Source organism: Verrucomicrobiota bacterium (assembly GCA_027622555.1).
Lineage (GTDB): Bacteria > Verrucomicrobiota > Verrucomicrobiia > Opitutales > UBA2995 > UBA2995.
Window position 1 is genome coordinate 1 of sequence record JAQBYJ010000074.1, and the last position, 18758, is coordinate 18758.

The following is an 18758-nucleotide window of genomic DNA, read 5'->3' on the forward strand; positions in this document are numbered from 1 at the left end:
CCTTGGTCGCCCATACGGATTCACGGACTACGACCTCGCCGAAGCCATTCTCGCCCAAGCCAGATCAAGCAAATACAGCACCCCCACTTTCATCCACGCTCTCGTGCAATCGGAACAATTTAGACAAAAGTAAACTGCCCTATGAAATCACCAAAAATTTCCCACCCTTTACCTAAGCAAACGCGTAGAGCATTTCTGAGAAGCAGCTCGGCCCTCGTTGCACTACCCTTTCTCGAGTCATTCGGCGCCAAAGCTTTCACCGCTTCTCCACCGGTCGCCCTTGCGCCCAAACGCATGATGTTCCTCAGTTTCGGTTGGGGCCCCACGAAGGAGTCCTGGTATCCGGACCTTAACACCACGGGCGCGGACTACATACTACCCGCAGGACTCAAAGGCTTGAGTCGTCATCAAAAGGACATCACGATCATTCAAAACCTGACCAACCAATTTTCCACCGAAGCTCACTGGGGTAGCACCTTTTACCTGACAGGAGCTAATCGCTATGGCGAACCGGGACAGAGTTTTCACAACTCCATTTCCGCTGACCAGGTGGCTGCCGGGGTCCTGGGAAAAGATACCCGTTTCACCTCGATCCAGCTGGGTTGCGAAAACGCGGAGGACTCCGGACATGGTCCTGGACTTTCCCTGGCGTGGAATGCTCAAGGGAAACCAATGGCAGGGCTGAACACGCCTGTGACCGCATTTCACAAATTGTTCGCCGACGATCAAACCCCTCTGGAACAACGTCAGGCCATGCTTCAGCAAAAACGAAGCGTGCTCGACACCGTTATGGAAAACGCACGGAGCATGAATCGCGATCTCAGCAAAACCGATACCGACAAGATCGATGAGTATTTCCAATCCATCCGGGACATTGAAGTTCGTCTGGCCAAAGAAGAACAATGGCTCGACGTGCCCAAGCGCCACCCGAAGGAACCCATACAGGAACCGACTGGTGAGATTGTCGGCTACGAAGAAGTAATGCTCATGTACGACATCATGGTAGCGGCCATGCAAGTCGATGCGACTCGCGTGTTAACCTACCGTCAGCCTGTGGACAGTTTTATCCGCAGCCTTGGAGCAACTATAACCGGGCACAATATGAGCCATTACACCAATGGCACCCGGCGCAGTGTGGCTGAAATGCGCGATGAGAAACAAACCGAACTCTTAGCCTACTTGATCGACAAACTGAAGGCTTCGAAAGAGCCCGATGGCAGCAGTCTGTTCGACAACGTTTCCCTGAGCTATGGCAGCAATATCGAGTCGATTCACTATTTGAAAAATTGCCCGGCCATTATTACAGGCGGCGGGGCCGGCGTGAAGCATGGACGCCATTTAGTGATGAAAGATGAGAAGACACCTCTGTGTAATCTTTGGTTAAGCCTGCTTCAAGGAACCGGAATAAAAGCCGACTCACACGGCGATAGCAACGGTGTGATTGAGGAACTATTCGCCTAAGGCACTCCTGTGCGCTTTCGAATTTTTCATCTCAAGTTGCTAGGCACAGTACTGCTGATCGCAACCGGCCTGTTCACTCGTTCAATCCTAAATGCCCACGAACCAGAGAACAACGACAGGCCTTCCTTTAGTGCATTAAAGGTAGAAGCGCCTCTCGTTGTCGATGGGATACTGGACGAGGCCTTTTGGAAGGAAGCAGACGTAGCGACGAACTTTATCGATCGACGCACGCAGCAACTCGCATCTCAACAAACCAGGGTCCGCGTCGCATACGGTCTCGAAGCGATTTACATAGGGGTCGAAGCATTTGACGATAACATAGCGGAGCTTCACGCGTCAGAGCGACGCGAAGACCGATACCCCCGCGCCGATGATTTTGTTCAGATACATATCGAACCTAGCCATATCCACCGGACCAAGTATGGCTTCTTCTCCAACCCTTTGGGAACACGAGTGGATGGGGTTGAAGGCTTTACGGGAAATTCGTGGACCTTTGGCTGGTCTGCCGAGTGGGATCTCGCTGCGAAAATACTAGAGGACCGTTGGGTCTTTGAAATGCGGATCCCTTATGGAGCGATAAACTATAGCCGGGAGGACGACCTCACCTGGGGGTTCAATGTCTCAAGATCCAATCCAAGCAGGGACGAATTCAGCTGGTGGAGTTTCAATCCGACAGACAGCTTTCGTCCACACAACTTCGGTCACGCGACTGAGTTCCATTTGGCGGATACTCGTTTTGATCAAAACCTTGAGATCTCACCCTATGTTAGCAGCAGAGCCGATATAAACGGAGACGGCGGAACGAACTTTGAGGCCGGTTTGGATGCCAGCTTCCGACTCAGTCCGTCCATGATCGCTGCACTGACATTGAATCCGGATTTTGGTCAGGTGGAAGCTGATGACGACACCATTGAACTTCTGGACACCGAACGCTTTCTTACCGAACGAAGGCCCTTTTTTAGTGAAGGCTCTGAACTACTGCGCATGCCGCATCGGCTTTATTATACACGTCGATTCACCGACATTCAGGCGGGAGCAAAACTCAGCGGTCAATATAAAGATTTGAATGTCGCCTTCTTGAATATCCACGGAGATACGGTGCATAGCTCAACCCGGGAAGGAAACTCCAGTGTTTTGCGCGCGGTTCAAAACATAGGAACGAAATCGTCCATCGGCTACTACCTGAATAACTCCGAATTCAAGGACGGCCATTCCCGCGTCGTCAGCTCCGATGGATTCTTCTTTCTCAATGAAGATTTTCGACTGGGCTATCAGGCTTCACTTGCGGATGACAAAACCGAGGGGCCGTCGGATTCTATAATAAAAGACAGTACCGACTATCTCGGTTTTGTTTCCTTGAGTTGGGAGAAGTATCCCTGGCAGATTCAAGCCGCCTACACAGCTATTACCGATGAATTCGATCCCGACCTGGCCCTGATTTTTCGTCGCAACATTTTTGGCCCAACCTTTGGGACATCTTATGGGAACGATTCGGATCAAGCGTGGTACAAATCCTTCTATGTGCGTTTTGATACCCAGCACTATCAAAATGATGATGGGAACCGAGTTCTGGAGGATTACGAGCTGTCTTCAAAAGTCGTCTTCCACAATGATGTGGGCCTCTATGCAGGCCACAGAAATGAGTTCCATGCCCCATACGACAACCAGCGGACCAGGGCGGGCATTACGTTTAACTCAACTGATTATTCGAAGCTCACCGAAATCGCCTGGGCCGGAGGCAAGTTTCGTGGAACCGATTACAACGAAGTTATTCTCGGGAAACACTACCAACCCACCGACCGCTTCCCCATTCGCTGGGAGTATGTAGCACGCTTTGAAGATCTGCCCAATGGCAGGGAACAAACCATCTGGCTAAACCGTGTCATCGCCGATTACTTCTTCACCGACGACATGTGGATCAAGTCATCCTTTCAATACCAGAACAACGACGTACACAACATCAGCCTGATCTATGGCTGGAAGATAAAACCGAAGCTGCAATGGTATTTTGTTTTCAACAGTGTCTCAGATAAATTTGAAACCGAAGACAGCGTGTTCACCAAACTGGTTTATACCTTCGATCAGCGGCGGAGTAGATCGACACAGTATTAAGTAGACCAGTTCGGTTGAGTGTGATTTTGAAAAGTGGTAAAAAGAGGGAATGATAAATTTGGGTAGGGCTCGATCGCCGAGCGAGCCGTCCCAGAAACGGCGGTTTGGGCCAAACCGCCCTACCCTATATTAACATGAAAATATGGCCTGACACCTTTCGAATTTGCACCTTATTTGATTCAACGAGTTCTTTACTTCTTTTCTAATCACCGGGAATTTGTTTGAGTGAGGTCATGCGTATGATTGCTTTTCTGTCCTGTCTCTTTGTTATAGCCTGTTCTCCAACCAAACGACCGGGGGAACTTACCCAAGTGTTAGGACCCGAGTCGGGAATAAAAAATCCCTTCGGCGTAGCATTCGATGACAAAGGATCAATGATCATAGCAGAGTATCTCGGAGGCAGACTCTGGGAATATTCGGGGTCCGGGGAGTTGAAGCAATTGGCCAAAGACACGCCATTTAATGGTATGCATAATCTCGCACGGACGAAAAGTGGCCAGATCTATATTTCCGACACGCGTGCCAATCTGATTCGCAAGCTCGATGAAAAGACCGGCGAAGTGACCATCGTTGCCGGAACGGGAGAATCCGGATACAATGGGGATGGCATTCCGGCAACTCGAGCCATGCTGGCCGATCCCATTTCTATCAGCCTGAGCCACGACGACAAGGAACTCATTGTTTGTGATATCAAAAACTTCCGGGTTCGGGTCATAGATTTGACTACCGGTATTATCCGCACTGCCGCAGGCAACGGAACTTCAGGCGTCCCTCGGGATGGGGCAATTGCATCTGAGAGTTCCTTGGTTGATCCTCGAGGCGCGGCTGCAGATTCAGAGGGCAACCTCTATATTCTTTCACGTAAAGGTCACGCATTGCGCGTGGTTCGTCCAGATGGCCGGATATACACCGTGGCCGGAACCGGCGAAGCTCATACTACCGATGGTCCAGCCCTCCAAGCAGGAATGAATGGACCCAAACATCTCTGCATCGACTTGGATGACACAGTGATCATCGCCGATGCGGAAAATCATCTGATCAAACGCTACGATCCGAAAGCCAAAACGCTCGAAACCATTTTAAACCACGGCCCGAACGACACCCCCTTAAATCGACCTCACGGAGTCTGGATTAGGGCGGACGGCACTCTTTACATTTGCGACAGCTGGAATGATCGCATCCTCAAACTCACTCAGTAAATTTCTATGGCAATTTACGGAACCGCCCTGCTTTCTATCTGCCTCTTGGCAGGAGTATTCCTGGGTAATCTGCTAGGCATCCTGATCGGGGTAGACGCCAACGTGGGTGGAGTCGGTATCGCGATGCTCTTGTTGATACTGATCGCCGAACGCTTGCAAAAGTCAGGTCGACTCCAAGCCCCAAGTGAGAAAGGGATACTTTTTTGGAGCTCTATCTATATCCCTATCGTGGTTGCCATGGCAGCCAGTCAAAACATTATCGCTGCCATCAAAGGAGGCCCTATCGGAATCCTGGCTGGAGTGCTTGCCGTTATGGTCTGCTTTGCACTGGTTCCCGTTATCAGTCGACTTGGAAAGTCCGATTCAGAGCCAGAGGAAACATTGTGAGCGAAGTTTTCGATTCCCTGTTTCAGGTCCTGACCAAGTACTCGCTGGTCACAGCCTTTGCAGTTATCGGGGTTACGGTTTGGGTATCCTATTACTTGTCCGAGAAACTCACGCGTGGCTGGCTGCATGGTTCATCCATCGCAATTCTGATTGGGTTGACGCTTGCCTACATGGGAGGCCATACAACGGGCGGCTCAAGAGGTATCGCTGATGTAGGATTGTTTGCAGGTATCGGCGTGATGGGCGGAACCGTGTTGCGAGACCTCGCCATTGTTTCAACTGCTTTTGGAGTTCGACTTGATGTGTTTCGTAAGACTGGATTGGCCGGAATTATTTCTCTTTTGGTTGGCGTATTCGTGTCATTTTTTATCGGAGCACTGGTGGCCTATACCTTTGGTTACCGCGATGCCGTTAGCATGACAACGATCGGAGGTGGAGCTGCCACTTTTTTGGTGGGTCCCGTAACCGGAAGCGCCCTCGGAGCCAGTTCCGAAGTCATGGCCCTGAGCATTGCGGCAGGATTGACGAAATCGATTCTGGTTATGTCGACTACGCCATTTGTGGCTAAGTATATAGGGCTCAATAATCCTCGGTCGGCACTCATTTTTGGTGGATTGATGGGCACCAACAGTGGAGTTGCAGGTGGCCTTGCCGCCACCGATCCAAAGTTGGTTCCTTATGGAGCAATGACTGCTACATTCTTCACCGGACTGGGTTGCCTGTTAGGGCCTTCCGTTATTTATATTCTGATAAGGGCGATAGTGTGATCTAAAATTGAAAAGATCGTCAGCAAGCTAACTCCTACATCTAAAAGCGTGGATATAAAGTGTAGGAGCCACCTTCCTACTTCGCCTAGCAGGCTTCGAAGGACACGTGGCGCGATAGATTCGTCAAAATATTTTCATGTCCCTAAAAAGTAAACGAACCAATACCAAATCCAAAACATAGCACTTGATGGAAGAACTACCACTAATTTCACGAGCACGTTCTTACGGTGATCAAACGGCGATCCGGGAAGGAACGGCCGAGTTTAGTTACAAGCAACTACTGGACGATTCTTCAGCATTGGCATCGAGACTCTTAACTGAAACGCACGATCTGGATGAAGCCCGAATCGCGTTTCTGGCTCCGGCAGGCTTTGATTACACGGTCATCCAATGGGCGATATGGCGCGCGGGCGGAGTTGTCGTACCCCTTTGTTTATCCGCAGCAGTTCCGGAACTTGAATACACGTTAACCAATTCGGAGACGAGTCAGGTAATTGTAACAAGAGAACAGGCGAAGAAAGTAGAAAAACTTTGTGAGCGATTGGGACTTCCTTTGTTAATTGTTGAGGAGCAGGGGTCCGTGCCAGAAAAACCACTACCTACCATTTCAAGCACCAGGAGAGCCATGATTCTTTACACCAGCGGTACGACGAGTAAGCCGAAGGGAGTTGTTTCAACACACGCGAATATCCAAGCCCAAATCGAAACGCTCGTCGAAGCCTGGGAATGGCAAGCTGATGATCGCATTCCTCTATTCCTTCCGCTTCATCACATCCACGGAATCATCAATGTACTTTGCTGTGCGCTTTGGATGGGAGCAAAAGTTGAAACGTTTCCATCCTTTAAGAGTGATACCATTTTAAAACGCGTCGCTGAAGGTGCCTACACCGTGTTTATGGCGGTGCCTACGATCTACGTAAAGCTAATCGCAGCCCTCGAGGCTCTTGGCGAGGAAGACCGCGCACCGATCGTTCGAGGCTTTGCAGACATGCGGTTGATGGTATCCGGCTCTGCTGCATTGCCAGCCAGCGTTCATGAACAATGGACCGCATTGACCACTCAAAAACTATTGGAACGCTACGGCATGACCGAAATCGGTATGGGCTTGTCCAATCCCTTCCGCGGGGAGCGCCGTCCGGGTGCAGTGGGCGTTCCCCTACCCTTGGTTGAAGTTCGGCTCAAAGCGGAAAACGGCGAGCTCGTAACCAACGAAGACGAACCTGGAGAGATCCAGGTCAAAGGGCCAGGTGTCTTCGACGAATACTGGAAACGACCTGAGGTAACGGCCGAGTCGTTTGACGACGGCTGGTTCCGCACGGGGGACATGGCAGTGATCGAAACCGGGTACTACCGCATCATGGGTCGGCTATCGGTCGACATCATCAAGAGCGGCGGTTACAAACTCTCGGCCCTGGAAATCGAAGCGGTCCTTTTGCAACATCCACTCATCAGCGAATGCGCTGTCATCGGAGTCCATGACGACACTTGGGGTGAAATGGTGGCAGCCGCTGTAGTTTTGAAAGATGGAACATCACTCGAACTCGAAACACTTCGTGACTGGTGCCGAGACAAACTCTCCCACTACAAACTCCCGAAAAAACTGCTCGTGGTTGATGCCCTTCCCCGCAACGCCATGGGCAAGGTCACCAAACCGGCAGTGAAGGATTTGTTCTAAGCCCCGAAACAGGATTCTATGCACTTACGAATTTTAGCGATGATCACAGTGCTATTCCTTTCAACGCAATTGGCCACCCCATCCCCGGCTACCCTGGTTTATAAATCATCCTTCAAATTCGAAGATGCATTGAACGATTGGGTCATGGAGGGTCCCGGTGTGGCCACGATCGATAACGGCCGATTGTTAGTTCACTCCAAATGGCAGCCGCTAAAGGATGGTATGACGACTATGAAGTCTACGAGCTGCACGAAGACCCGTTTGTCCATCCAGAAAAGGATTGGAGAACCCCTCCCATTGGGAGCAGTCCCTAAACATGAAAAATAGGCATTGGCTAAGATTATTGACATGGATGACCAATTGTAGCGCATTAAACAACGCAGAAACTAAATCATTAGGAGCCAATTTCTAACCACATTCTCATCCCCATTATTTGGTAAAACTCAAAGAAGCGTCCGACTCGAATTTCGAGCGAGCACTTTCATTCTATGCTAAAACAATTTCGCGCTGATAAGTATTTTTTTCTAAAGTACTATTTGATCAACCTGGTCATCTATTCATTAGGTTGTACTCTCTTGGCCCTAACGACTAACACGCTTACAGGAAATTACGGCTGGCTTTGGTTACTGTTGCTGATCCCGGTTATTTTGCCGGATTTTATGGTTATTACCTTTGGAGGTCTTATTTGTGCAGCCTTTACTAGTTACTCAGAAACTTTTCATTGGTTTTATTTGCTGGGATTTCCGCTGGGGGCTTATCTCGGTGTTCAGTCGGGAACACTGATGCATAATGCTTCTCATGGAAACCTGCGACCCAAATGGTTAAACCGGGTTTGTGGTGAATTATGCGGTTTGCACCAGTTGCCAGGAGTTCCTGGTTGGTGGGTCACACATAAAATTCATCATCAAAATCCCGATGATCCGAAACGGGATCCCCATCCTCCTATGGGTTTAACTTTCTGGCAATTTGTGCGTCAAATGAAGCAAACGATGCGCACAGTGATGACTAATAATTTCTTCGATCAATGGGGTGAATCAAAAGAAACAAAGCGAATCTGGGGCATGGTGGATTTTACCTTGCCGATCAATCGCTATCTAAGAGCACTGTTCATGCTTCTTTTGTTTGGTCCTGCGATTTTCGTGTTTGTTTGGATTCCATCTTATTTGGTAAACATTATTTTCTACGCCCACCTCAATTACGCCACACACCAACCAAACGAAGACGGCGACTATGAGATTCTTGATCTCAATAATAGTTGGTACTATAGGTTCATGAATGTCATTGGACAAGGGTGCTATTACCATAAAACGCATCACTGGAAACCGACGTCGATCAATCCGCAGTCGATCAATCCGACACGCGAAGAGCCTTTGGTCTCGTTTAAGTTTGGAGACGAGAATAACGGATAGAATCGTAATTCCCGATTACCGAAATCGGCAAAGACCCTAGTGGATGAAGGCTCGAATTGAATCGATAGCTTCTCCCGCGATCCTGGATTATCGAAATATGAAGCAGGAAGTTCTTCATCTACGAGGTGAACGGGGTGATTTCTGTATACCATTATCGTTTTGTGATTTCTGTACTACTATCCGTAAGAATCTTGTTTTTTAAGCAACGTTTTTATGCCGCTATTAAAACAAGTTCGAAGAAAAATGTTCAAACTACGAAAAGCACTGAATTACGCGAAAAACTGAAAGCAGGCTGAAAAGAAAAGACTAACCACGAATGGACAAATGTACACGAATAATGAGAACTGGAAAAAGGGTAAAATATTGAATGGAAATTCGTGTCAATTGTCCATTCGTGGTTAAGAAACTATTTCAACATCTGTGTTTATCAGTGATGGTATGCGTTCAATCTGTGGTTAAGTAAATCTTTGGTTGCGGCTCTGCTGCTCTAAGCTTTTTGTGGTTCCAACATAATTTTTTAGGATAAATAGGTTTGGCCGAACTGGGAGGAAGAACGTGTGCCAGAATACTTACTTTAACGACGAGAAATAAACAGCAGTCAGGTGTTGGGCGTCTAAAATACTAATCCGCATTCGCGGCATGCACAAGAGCCCGGATATAACCGTGCGAAAACGAGCGTCCCATTTTACCAAACTCCACATCTCCCGTTATTTGGGGCGTATGATCCGAAACGAGTGAGCCGGTGTAATTGACTTCTTTAAAGGCCTTGATGGCTTCAAGCATGTCCACATCTCCTTCATCGATGAAGGTTTCAACGTATTGAGGAACCTTACCCCGAACAGCCCGAAAATGTACGTGGTGAATGCGCCCGGTACTTCCAATCCGCCGAATCGCGTCGATCACATCAACTCCCATTTCGGTAACCGTACCCTGACAGAAAGTGAATCCATTGGCCGGACTATCGACTGCATGTAGAAACTCCAGAATCTCATCCGTGTTGGTGAGCACTCGCGAAATACCGCGCATCTGTTTGACAGGTGGATCCTTGGGATGCAGGGACATTTTTACTCCCGCCTCTTCAGCGGCTTTCATGACAGGTCCGCAAAAATATAGCAGTCGATCCCACATCTGTTTTCGAGAAATAACCCCCAATTCCGGAAACGGAGGTTTGTATTTTGCTCCGTTGTAATCAAATGCCTTGTAGGTTGCGCCACCTCGCCCTTTGGCATCGTAATATCCTACATCGTCGCCCCATTTGAAATCGGGCGACCAACGCCATTCGACCATTTGGACCCCCTGCTTCCCGGCGGCCCGAATACTTTTGCAGACGTTTTCAATCTTAAGGTCTTTATCGGCTTCATTCAACATCGGGCTCATCAACCAGCTCAATGGAATCATCAAGGAGTAGAGTTCCAGGCCAAACTCACGACATCTCTCTTGAACAGGAGCTATCTCGTCGGCAGTCCAATAGCCATTCTCATCTTTATCCACCCAATCGGTTCCTTGAAGAACCACCCATTCACTCCCAAGCTGAGCAAGCCAGGAAAGCGTGAGCTCATCCACGTTTCCGATGTTTTCTGAAATCTTGGGGGACCACGGCTCGTCAACGGCTGCTAATGGCTCCACCAGGTTAAAAATGACTACAAAGAATAACAGGAAGCGAAGTGGTCGAAGATTCATAACCTAATCTGAAAGGATCACCCATATGATTGCAATCCGTATCATGGGCAATCGGGAAAGCCGGGATGACCGCAAATCGCAGCGCCTCCAAGCGAGAGGACAATTCACTTTATCGTGACAATTTGCTGCTTCCAAACTGACTAAAAAGGTAGGGCGAGAGCGGCCCCGCTCCGCCGCCGTATCTTCGGGAAATGCACGGCACTGCGAGGACGCAGTGGCCCTACCAATTTGGGTTTCTGAGAACTCTTCATTACTTGCTCGTCGAAAAGAGGGCGAGATACTCATCGCATATTTAATCCCACACCCTCACACAGCGGAAGTATCATTCGTACTTGCACCATCATGATATCCAGAAGATTTTGTGGACGCCTTTTTCGCCAGGTACATCAATCAAAGTATCCCTATAAGAATGTTAAGATCGATCTCACTCGTAGTAGTTTGTTTGTTTGCTTACACAGCAAACCTCTCCGCAAAATCCATTCACGTCCTCATGTGGGACGAGCGCCAACCTCGCCAAGAAGAAGCCTACGATAATTGGATTGGGAACGAAATTGTGGCCCGACTGAAAGCGTCCACCAAGAACATGGAATTCCGCTCGGTGGCTTTGGACGATCCTGAGCAGGGATTGTCCGATGAAAGCCTGGATTGGGCGGACGTACTGCTCTGGTGGGGACACGCACGCCATAGTGATGTGACCTGGGACAATGCAAAAAAAGTTGCCGACATGGTGGAGAGCGGAGACCTCAACATCGCGATTCTACACTCGGCTCATTGGTCGCGCCCTTTTGTGGAACTGATGAACCGGCGGAGCATTGAGGACGGCCTTGCTTACATTGAGAAACACAACCCCGGAAAGAAAGTTACTTATGAAACTATTGCTCCTCCTTTAGAGCGATCGGTTCCCATGCGAGGCAACGTCATCACCCCTGCATTCTACGGTTACAACAAAGGCAAGACCGCGGTTCATGGCATCATACACCTTCCCTGGTGCTGTTTCCCCGCCTTTCGAAATGACGGCGAACCCAGCACTTTAACTACCAAGAATCCCTATCACCCCATTGCCAAAGGGATTCCAACGACCTTTGAAATTCCTCTAACCGAAATGTACGACGAGCCCTTCCACATTCCGAATCCGGACGAAGTGATTTTTGAAGAAACCTGGGCAACCGGAGAATGGTTCCGCAGCGGCCTTATCTGGAATACGGGTTCTGGCAAAGTCTTCTACTTCCGTCCGGGCCACGAGACGTTTCCTGTTTTTAAACAAGATGAAATTATTCAGATATTAGGGAACGCGTGTGAGTGGTTGGGAGATAATTGAGGTTTCATTTGAAAAGGAATAGACAAAAATGTGCCGAACCTAGTATTTAAGTATTTTTAGAATCATGGATAATTGGACTGGTTCCTGGTGTTACCTCAAAAATTGGACCTACGCCGAGAGATATGGGACGACAAGCCAACGAACGAAAAATAGAATGTGGCTACGGTTCTTCCGGGAAACTATTACAAGGTTAATGGCTATTCGAGCTGTCTCAATATGAAATATGAACATCGACCCTTTTCTTTTCTCCTGAGCTGTCTCAATATGAAATATGAACATCGACCCTTTTCTTTTCTCCTTCGACCCTTTTCTTTTCTCCTCATGCTCCGTCTCTTCTCTTCCATCCGCCAGAAGCTCCTCAACGAAAACCTGTCCTGGCACAGATATTCTCTGGATCAACGTCGGCACCCATCCAGTGAAAGAAATTTCAATATGCTCTCAGCTGGGTGACGATTGTTAAATAAATTGACAAATAACACCCACTGGTCTTAACAAGAACCTATGATTCAGCGCGTTGCGGAGAAAAAGATTCGGGAGTATGCTAAACAGTACCCGATCGTTACTATTACGGGTCCACGGCAATCTGGGAAAACTACCCTGGCTCGTCATATATTTAAGAACAAAGCATACGTTTCTCTGGAGGATATCGATAACCGGCGTGTAGCTAGGGAAGATCCTCGCGGGTTCCTGAATACCTATAAGGATGGAGCGATACTGGATGAAGCCCAACATGCGCCGGACCTTTTTTCATACCTCCAAACGGACGTGGATGAAAATTCACAACCTGGTCGATTCATAATAACAGGCAGCCAACAGTTCGAAATGATGGAGGAAGTAAGTCAATCTCTGGCAGGTCGAACCGCCATTGCCCGACTGCTTCCTTTGGCGCTTGGTGAAGTCTCAAAAAGCACTTCATTTTCCTCATTCGAAGAAGCCATTTACACCGGGTTTTATCCGGCTATTTATGACAAGCATCTAAACCCAACCGACGTGTATTCATTTTATGTATCCACTTATCTTGAGCGGGATGTGCGGAGGATTTTGAATGTGGTGGATATGGACCGCTTTGACGTATTTCTCAGACTGTGCGCATCGAGAACGGGGCAGCTTCTTAATACAAATCAGATGGGTTCAGAAGTAGGGGTGAAGCACAATACCATCAAGAGCTGGATCTCCGTGCTGCAAGCCAGCTATATCGTAAAGTTGCTGAGACCCTGGCATGCCAATATTAAAAAACGTCTCATAAAGACACCGAAGCTTTATTTCCTGGATACAGGGCTGGCTTGTCATCTACTAGGCATAAATAAAACGGAGCATGTCTCATCACATCCATTGCGTGGAGCCTTGTTCGAAACCATGATTGTTTCTGAGGCCTTAAAGCAACGGTTCAATGTGGGGAGGTCGGACAATCTATCCTATTTCCGGGATCACAAAGGCAACGAAGTTGACCTGCTCGCTGACTATGCGGATGGCTTCGACGCGATCGAAATAAAATCTGCCCTGACATTTACCCCGGAGTTTTTTAAAGGCCTGGATCTCTTTGATTCGATTGCCCATAAAGTGCGAAGTAAGAAGGTGGTATATGGCGGCCTTCAAGGCCGAAAATTCAAGGGTAACCCGATTGAATCCTGGCAACGGTTTTCGATATCCGTTGATTAATAATTCGCAGAGGAAATGAATAAAGTGCACAAAACAACAAGACCTGTCCCCTCAATCGTCCTCCTTAGCTACCCTCTTGGCGGAGAACTTGATAATTGACTATTGACCCTCTTTCTCTTTCCATTGACCCTCTTTCTCTTTCCTTCCCCGGGACCCGTCTGCGCTTGGACCTTCTTTCACTCAGGCGCCGCCATACAGCCAAAAGCTCGTTAGCGCATACCTCGGACTCTCCGCCTTTGGCGGTGCGATTTGCTGGTATAATTACTCGCGCATTTGGATCGAAACAAAGTAGGACTTGATAAAATCCAAAAAAGGACATTAAGGTGTATGACTATGAGTAATTTTCTAGCCGAGATGCTCGGCACAATGATCTTAATAATACTCGGCTGCGGTGTAAACGCAGGCGGTGCGCTCACAAAAACCTTCTCCAATGCTGGTGGATGGTTGATGGGAGCAGTTGGTTGGGGACTCGCAGTAATGATCGCTATTTTTGCGGTTGGGCAAGTCAGCGGAGCACATATTAATCCGGCCGTGACGATAGGACTCGCGGTGGCAGGTGAGTTTGATTGGGCACAAGTGCCCATATACATAGCCGGTCAAATGATTGGTGCCATCATCGGTGCAACGATAGTATATCTCCAATACCTCCCCCATTGGAAAGAAACTCAGGATCAGGGCACAAAGCTTGGTGTTTTCTCCACTTCACCCGCCGTGCCTCATACCGCGGCAAACGTTATCAGCGAAATAATTGGAACCGCTATTTTAGTACTAGGCTTGTTGGCAATTGGAGCCAATTCCTTTGCCGACGGTGTCAATCCATTGATCATTGGCCTACTCATTACCAGTATCGGTATTTCCCTCGGTGGAACGACCGGTTACGCTATCAATCCCGCTCGCGACCTGGGTCCACGGATTGCGCATGCAATTTTACCCATTGCCGGTAAAGGAGATTCAAATTGGGGCTACGCATGGATTCCGGTGGTCGGGCCCATTGTAGGAGGTGCCTTAGGTGCTCTCGTCTACACATTGCTTTGGTAGAAATCTACCTTTTAAAAACTTCTTCAATACCCAGTAATTCTTCAGCTCAATCCATGTCATTTATTCTATCACTCGACCAAGGCACGACCAGTTCACGTGCCATTATTTTCGACAAAGCAGGTTCCATCATTGCCGTAGCTCAGCGCGAGTTTGAGCAGATCTTCCCGAAACCTGGCTGGGTCGAACACAACGCCAAGGAAATTTGGGATTCTCAATTAGCGGTGGCACGAGAAGCTTTGGAAAAAGCAGGAGCTACTGCGGCGGACATATCTGGAATTGGGATTACCAACCAACGGGAAACAACCGTTGTCTGGGATCGCGCAACCGGAGAACCGATCGCCAATGCCATAGTGTGGCAGGACAGGCGCACAGCAGACTATTGCCGCGGATTGAAAGAAGCCGGGCATGCAGAAAACATTCAGAAAAAAACCGGCCTGGTTTTGGATGCTTATTTTTCAGGATCCAAAGTTCGCTGGTTGCTGGATAACACAGAAGGTGCTCGCGCGAAAGCCGAAGCAGGTGAGCTGGCATTTGGTACGATGGACAGTTGGCTGGTCTGGAATTTGACCGGTGGAAAAGTTCACATCACCGATGCAAGTAATGCCAGTCGGACACTCCTATTTAACATCGAAACAATGAGCTGGGATGACGAGCTCCTCGAGCTGCTCAACGTACCTGCCAGTGTTCTACCTGAAGTTCGACAGAGCAGTGAAGTGTATGGAGAATCCACCGACGACTGTTTCGGCGGGGCGATACCCATTGCCGGTATTGCTGGCGACCAGCACGCAGCTCTCTTTGGTCAAGCCTGCCATAAAAGCGGAATGGCGAAAAACACTTTCGGCACCGGTTGTTTCATGTTGATGAATACCGGAACGGAAATGGTCCGTTCAACGAACGACCTTCTCACAACCGTTGCCTGGAAAGTCGATGGTCAAGTGGAGTATGCCCTGGAAGGGAGTATATTTATTGCTGGGGCAGTGGTGCAATGGCTCAGAGACCAACTCGGTATAATCGAAAGTGCACCGGACGTCGAAGCACTCGCAGCTTCAGTAGAAGACAATGGAGGCGTTTACTTTGTGCCTGCTTTTTCCGGGCTGGGTTCACCTCATTGGGATCCCTACGCCCGAGGAACGATTGCCGGTCTGACACGTGGCTCCTCCAAAGGCCATATCGCACGGGCCGCACTTGAGGGCATAGCCTATCAGGTCATGGATATCTTAAAAGCGATGGAAGCCGATTCCGGTATCAGTTTACAGGAACTTCGTGTCGATGGAGGTGCATCTATGAACGCACTGCTTATGCAATTTCAAAGCGACATTCTCGGTGTTCCGGTAGTTCGTCCACAAACCCCTGAAACCACTGCACTGGGGGCAGCCTACCTCGCAGGCCTCGCCACTGGTTACTGGTCAAGCAGAGACGAAATTTCCGAACAATGGGGAGTCGATGCACGCTTCGAACCAAACATGGACGCAGACAAGGTGAGCTCCCTCGTTGCTGGCTGGCAAAAAGCAGTCGGCCGAGCGAAAGCGTGGGAAGATCAGGGGTAGAAGGAGAAGGTGTCAGGTGTCAGGCGTCAGGTGTCAGGTGTCAGGTGTCAGGTGTCAGGAAACGAACAGTGACTTCGCAGGTTGCAAAAGATTCAGGAGTTCATGAGTGACAACAAATTTTTGGATGTAGAAGATTTGTTGGTTTATCAAAAGCTATGCCATCTACATTTGGAAGTATGCGAGCTTACAAAAGCATGGCCTAACGAGGAAAAGTACGAGCTTGCGAGCCAAGTACGACGGTCTTCAAACAGCTCTCCGGCTCAGCTTGCGGAAAAGAATGACGATCGGCACATCCGCAATAAGATCGAAGGAATAAATATTAGCCGAGGGGAAGCAGCTGAAACTATTCATCATCTGATCATTGCATCTCGAAAAGGCTATCTGGCCGACAACACCTACATAAGTATTAAGACAAAATACAAAGAATGCATTCGGATGCTAAATGGTCTTGAAAAAACGTTAGAGAAGAAACTTCCGGCAAAAGATCGACGTTGGCAGCTAGACGAACCAAGCTCGAACTACAATGTCGAACAAGAATTAACAAATCCAGGCTGGCCCAACCCCGACACCTGACATCTAATCTCAGATTAGCCAAATCCTGACACCCGACACCTGAACACTGACACCTATAATTCCGATGCTCCGAAACACTTTCATCCTCTTCCTTGCTCTCACTCTTCACGCCTACGCCAGCGCCCAACCAAACATACTATTCATCTTGGCGGACGATCTCGGGTATGGGGATGTGAGTTGTTATAATGCTGATTCGAAGGTGACCACACCGAATCTCGACCGTCTGGCGCAGGAAGGAATGAAATTTACCGATGCGCATAGCCCATCGACGGTTTGCACACCGACACGCTATAGCATTATGACTGGGCGAATGGCTTTTCGTTTAAATTACCCCGGTGTATTTACAGGCGTGGGAGGTCCCTGCCTCATCACGGAAGACCGGTTGACCTTACCCGGCATGCTACAAGAGCAGGGGTACGAAACCGCACTGTTTGGGAAATGGCATATCGGAATGTCCTTTCTGGATAAAGATGGTCAAGTGATCGACGACAAGGAGTCGCCTAAAGATAACGACCGTACCATAAAAGTAAATCTGGGAGTCGAAGCGGTCAAACGAATCGATTACTCGAGGGCCATTCCTGACGGACCGATCAATCGAGGTTTCGATCATTTTTTTGGAACCGTGTGCTGCCCAACAACCGATTGGCTTTACGCATACATCGATGGAGACCGTATTCCGGTGCCGCCGACCCAGTTGATTGATAAGTCCAAGCTTCCCTCGCACGAATGGTCATTCGATTGTCGCGAGGGTCTGGTAGCTCCAGACTTCAATCTCGAGGAAGTCGACTTGGTCTTCCTGGAAAAGAGTCTCAATTTTCTCGACCAACACGCGAAAGAGAAATCCGGCAAACCTTTCTTTCTCTTCCACTCGTTGCAGGCGGTTCACCTTCCCTCTTTCCCGGCACAACAGTTTCAAGGAAAGACTGGTGCAGGACCACACGGAGATTTCATTTTTGAATTCGATTATGTCGTGGGTCAACTGCTCGAAAAACTCCAGGAGCTTGGATATGCCGAGGACACGCTTGTAATTGTCTCCAGCGATAACGGCCCTGAAGTCGGAACCGTCATCAACATGCGCGAGAAATATGAGCACGACGGCGCACGGCCCTGGCGAGGAGTGAAACGAGACAACTGGGAAGGAGGACACCGTGTCCCCATGGTGGCCCGCTGGCCTGGCAAAGTGAAAGCTGGATCCGTTAGCGATCAGACTGTTTGCTTGACCGATATCATGGCAACCTGTGCCGCAATTGCAGATGCAAAACTTCCGAACAATGCTGCAGAGGATAGTTTCAACCTACTGCCGATTCTTCTGGGAGAAACAAAAGATGACATTCGTGACTACACCTTGCATCAAACCATCAGCCTGGCGCTAGCCATTCGAAAGGGAGATTGGAAGTACCTCGATCATCAAGGTTCGGGAGGAAATCGCTACGGCCAAGGAAGGCTGGAAAATTACACCTTGCCAGATACTGCTCCTGACGCACCAGGGCAGCTCTACAACCTCGTAACCGATCCAGGCGAAACCACCAATCTGTATTTCAAACATCCGGAAGTGGTAAAGGAACTGAAAGGCAAGTTGGAGGAATTTAAATCAAGTGGTCGAAGCGCGCCGGAACGAATTTAAAGAAATCGATCCCGTCCCTTTGCAGGGTCCAAACTGATTTTAGTTTTCATCCTTATCGACGCCACAAAATAAATCCTCCCCGCGGTAAAACCAACATTCGGAACACCTATGCTTAAAATAACCCTAATGTTTCAAACGCCTTCGATAGAGCAGGTTTTATCTAAATTAAATTCAGAGTGTTATGGATATTAATATTAAAATTTCAAACCTCACAACAAGTTACGTTACAAAATTGCCCTATCGAAGGCTAAAATCAACATGCACGAAGAGCTGCGTTCCAGCTCACAACCCGCTTGGTTACGTAGAATT

The 18758-nt window shown here is 48.7% G+C and carries 15 protein-coding genes; 14 read left to right on the forward strand and 1 reads right to left on the reverse strand.

Features of this window, described 5'->3' with window-relative positions; genetic code table 11:
- Window positions 1–141 precede the first annotated feature (141 nt).
- From O3C43_17305 to O3C43_17340, 8 genes are all read left to right on the forward strand, one after another.
- Window positions 142–1461 (forward strand): DUF1552 domain-containing protein, encoded by a 1320-nt coding sequence (locus O3C43_17305; protein MDA1068248.1) that lies wholly within the window; start codon window positions 142–144, stop codon window positions 1459–1461.
- Between the two features lie 9 nt (window positions 1462–1470).
- Complete coding sequence (locus O3C43_17310) at window positions 1471–3573, forward strand: DUF5916 domain-containing protein (protein MDA1068249.1); 2103 nt, start codon at window positions 1471–1473, stop codon at window positions 3571–3573.
- A 239-nt stretch (window positions 3574–3812) separates the two neighbouring features.
- Window positions 3813–4772: a hypothetical protein gene (locus O3C43_17315; protein MDA1068250.1), complete on the forward strand. Its 960-nt coding sequence runs from the start codon at window positions 3813–3815 to the stop codon at window positions 4770–4772.
- A gap of 6 nt (window positions 4773–4778) precedes the next feature.
- Window positions 4779–5159, forward strand: coding sequence for a malonate transporter subunit MadL (gene madL, locus O3C43_17320; GenBank protein MDA1068251.1), 381 nt, complete (start codon window positions 4779–4781; stop codon window positions 5157–5159).
- Window positions 5156–5926: a malonate transporter subunit MadM gene (gene madM / locus O3C43_17325; GenBank protein ID MDA1068252.1), complete on the forward strand. Its 771-nt coding sequence runs from the start codon at window positions 5156–5158 to the stop codon at window positions 5924–5926. The genes madL and madM overlap by 4 nt, the downstream gene beginning before the upstream one ends.
- Window positions 5927–6113: 187 nt before the next feature.
- Window positions 6114–7601 carry an acyl-CoA synthetase gene (locus tag O3C43_17330; protein ID MDA1068253.1) on the forward strand — a complete coding sequence of 496 codons (1488 nt, stop codon included), beginning with the start codon at window positions 6114–6116 and terminating at the stop codon, window positions 7599–7601.
- A 39-nt stretch (window positions 7602–7640) separates the two neighbouring features.
- The gene (locus O3C43_17335) at window positions 7641–7928 is read left to right on the forward strand and encodes a hypothetical protein (GenBank protein ID MDA1068254.1); all 288 of its coding nucleotides are present in this window, start codon (window positions 7641–7643) and stop codon (window positions 7926–7928) included.
- A gap of 161 nt (window positions 7929–8089) precedes the next feature.
- On the forward strand, window positions 8090–9010 hold the full coding sequence (locus O3C43_17340; GenBank protein MDA1068255.1) for a fatty acid desaturase: 921 nt from the start codon (window positions 8090–8092) through the stop codon (window positions 9008–9010).
- A 621-nt stretch (window positions 9011–9631) separates the two neighbouring features.
- On the opposite strand, the gene O3C43_17345 is transcribed toward O3C43_17340, so the two are convergent.
- Window positions 9632–10690 carry a mannonate dehydratase gene (locus O3C43_17345; GenBank protein MDA1068256.1) on the reverse strand — a complete coding sequence of 353 codons (1059 nt, stop codon included), beginning with the start codon at window positions 10688–10690 and terminating at the stop codon, window positions 9632–9634.
- Between the two features lie 409 nt (window positions 10691–11099).
- Here O3C43_17345 and O3C43_17350 point away from each other — a divergent pair, with 409 nt between their 5' ends.
- From O3C43_17350 to O3C43_17375, 6 genes are all read left to right on the forward strand, one after another.
- Complete coding sequence (locus O3C43_17350) at window positions 11100–12008, forward strand: ThuA domain-containing protein (protein ID MDA1068257.1); 909 nt, start codon at window positions 11100–11102, stop codon at window positions 12006–12008.
- Window positions 12009–12509: 501 nt separating this feature from the next.
- On the forward strand, window positions 12510–13667 hold the full coding sequence (locus O3C43_17355) for an ATP-binding protein (protein ID MDA1068258.1): 1158 nt from the start codon (window positions 12510–12512) through the stop codon (window positions 13665–13667).
- Between the two features lie 333 nt (window positions 13668–14000).
- Entirely contained in the window at window positions 14001–14705 is a 705-nt protein-coding gene (locus O3C43_17360; GenBank protein MDA1068259.1) for an aquaporin family protein, read from the forward strand.
- A gap of 53 nt (window positions 14706–14758) precedes the next feature.
- Complete coding sequence (glpK, locus tag O3C43_17365) at window positions 14759–16252, forward strand: glycerol kinase GlpK (protein ID MDA1068260.1); 1494 nt, start codon at window positions 14759–14761, stop codon at window positions 16250–16252.
- Window positions 16253–16354: 102 nt separating this feature from the next.
- Window positions 16355–16825, forward strand: coding sequence for a four helix bundle protein (locus O3C43_17370; GenBank protein ID MDA1068261.1), 471 nt, complete (start codon window positions 16355–16357; stop codon window positions 16823–16825).
- A gap of 64 nt (window positions 16826–16889) precedes the next feature.
- Window positions 16890–18449 (forward strand): sulfatase-like hydrolase/transferase, encoded by a 1560-nt coding sequence (locus O3C43_17375; protein ID MDA1068262.1) that lies wholly within the window; start codon window positions 16890–16892, stop codon window positions 18447–18449.
- The last annotated feature ends 309 nt before the right edge of the window (window positions 18450–18758 follow it).

Excerpts from the sequence above, each read along its gene's own strand:
- O3C43_17305 (MDA1068248.1), top strand. The coding sequence starts at position 142 with ATGAAATCACCAAAAATTTCCCACCCTTTACCTAAGCAAACGCGTAGA.
- O3C43_17315 (MDA1068250.1), top strand. The coding sequence starts at position 3,813 with ATGATTGCTTTTCTGTCCTGTCTCTTTGTTATAGCCTGTTCTCCAACC.
- madL (MDA1068251.1), top strand. The coding sequence starts at position 4,779 with ATGGCAATTTACGGAACCGCCCTGCTTTCTATCTGCCTCTTGGCAGGA.
- O3C43_17330 (MDA1068253.1), top strand. The coding sequence starts at position 6,114 with ATGGAAGAACTACCACTAATTTCACGAGCACGTTCTTACGGTGATCAA.
- O3C43_17335 (MDA1068254.1), top strand. The coding sequence starts at position 7,641 with ATGATCACAGTGCTATTCCTTTCAACGCAATTGGCCACCCCATCCCCG.
- O3C43_17340 (MDA1068255.1), top strand. The coding sequence starts at position 8,090 with ATGCTAAAACAATTTCGCGCTGATAAGTATTTTTTTCTAAAGTACTAT.
- O3C43_17345 (MDA1068256.1), bottom strand. The coding sequence starts at position 10,690 with ATGAATCTTCGACCACTTCGCTTCCTGTTATTCTTTGTAGTCATTTTT.
- O3C43_17350 (MDA1068257.1), top strand. The coding sequence starts at position 11,100 with ATGTTAAGATCGATCTCACTCGTAGTAGTTTGTTTGTTTGCTTACACA.
- O3C43_17355 (MDA1068258.1), top strand. The coding sequence starts at position 12,510 with ATGATTCAGCGCGTTGCGGAGAAAAAGATTCGGGAGTATGCTAAACAG.
- O3C43_17360 (MDA1068259.1), top strand. The coding sequence starts at position 14,001 with ATGAGTAATTTTCTAGCCGAGATGCTCGGCACAATGATCTTAATAATA.
- glpK (MDA1068260.1), top strand. The coding sequence starts at position 14,759 with ATGTCATTTATTCTATCACTCGACCAAGGCACGACCAGTTCACGTGCC.
- O3C43_17370 (MDA1068261.1), top strand. The coding sequence starts at position 16,355 with ATGAGTGACAACAAATTTTTGGATGTAGAAGATTTGTTGGTTTATCAA.
- O3C43_17375 (MDA1068262.1), top strand. The coding sequence starts at position 16,890 with ATGCTCCGAAACACTTTCATCCTCTTCCTTGCTCTCACTCTTCACGCC.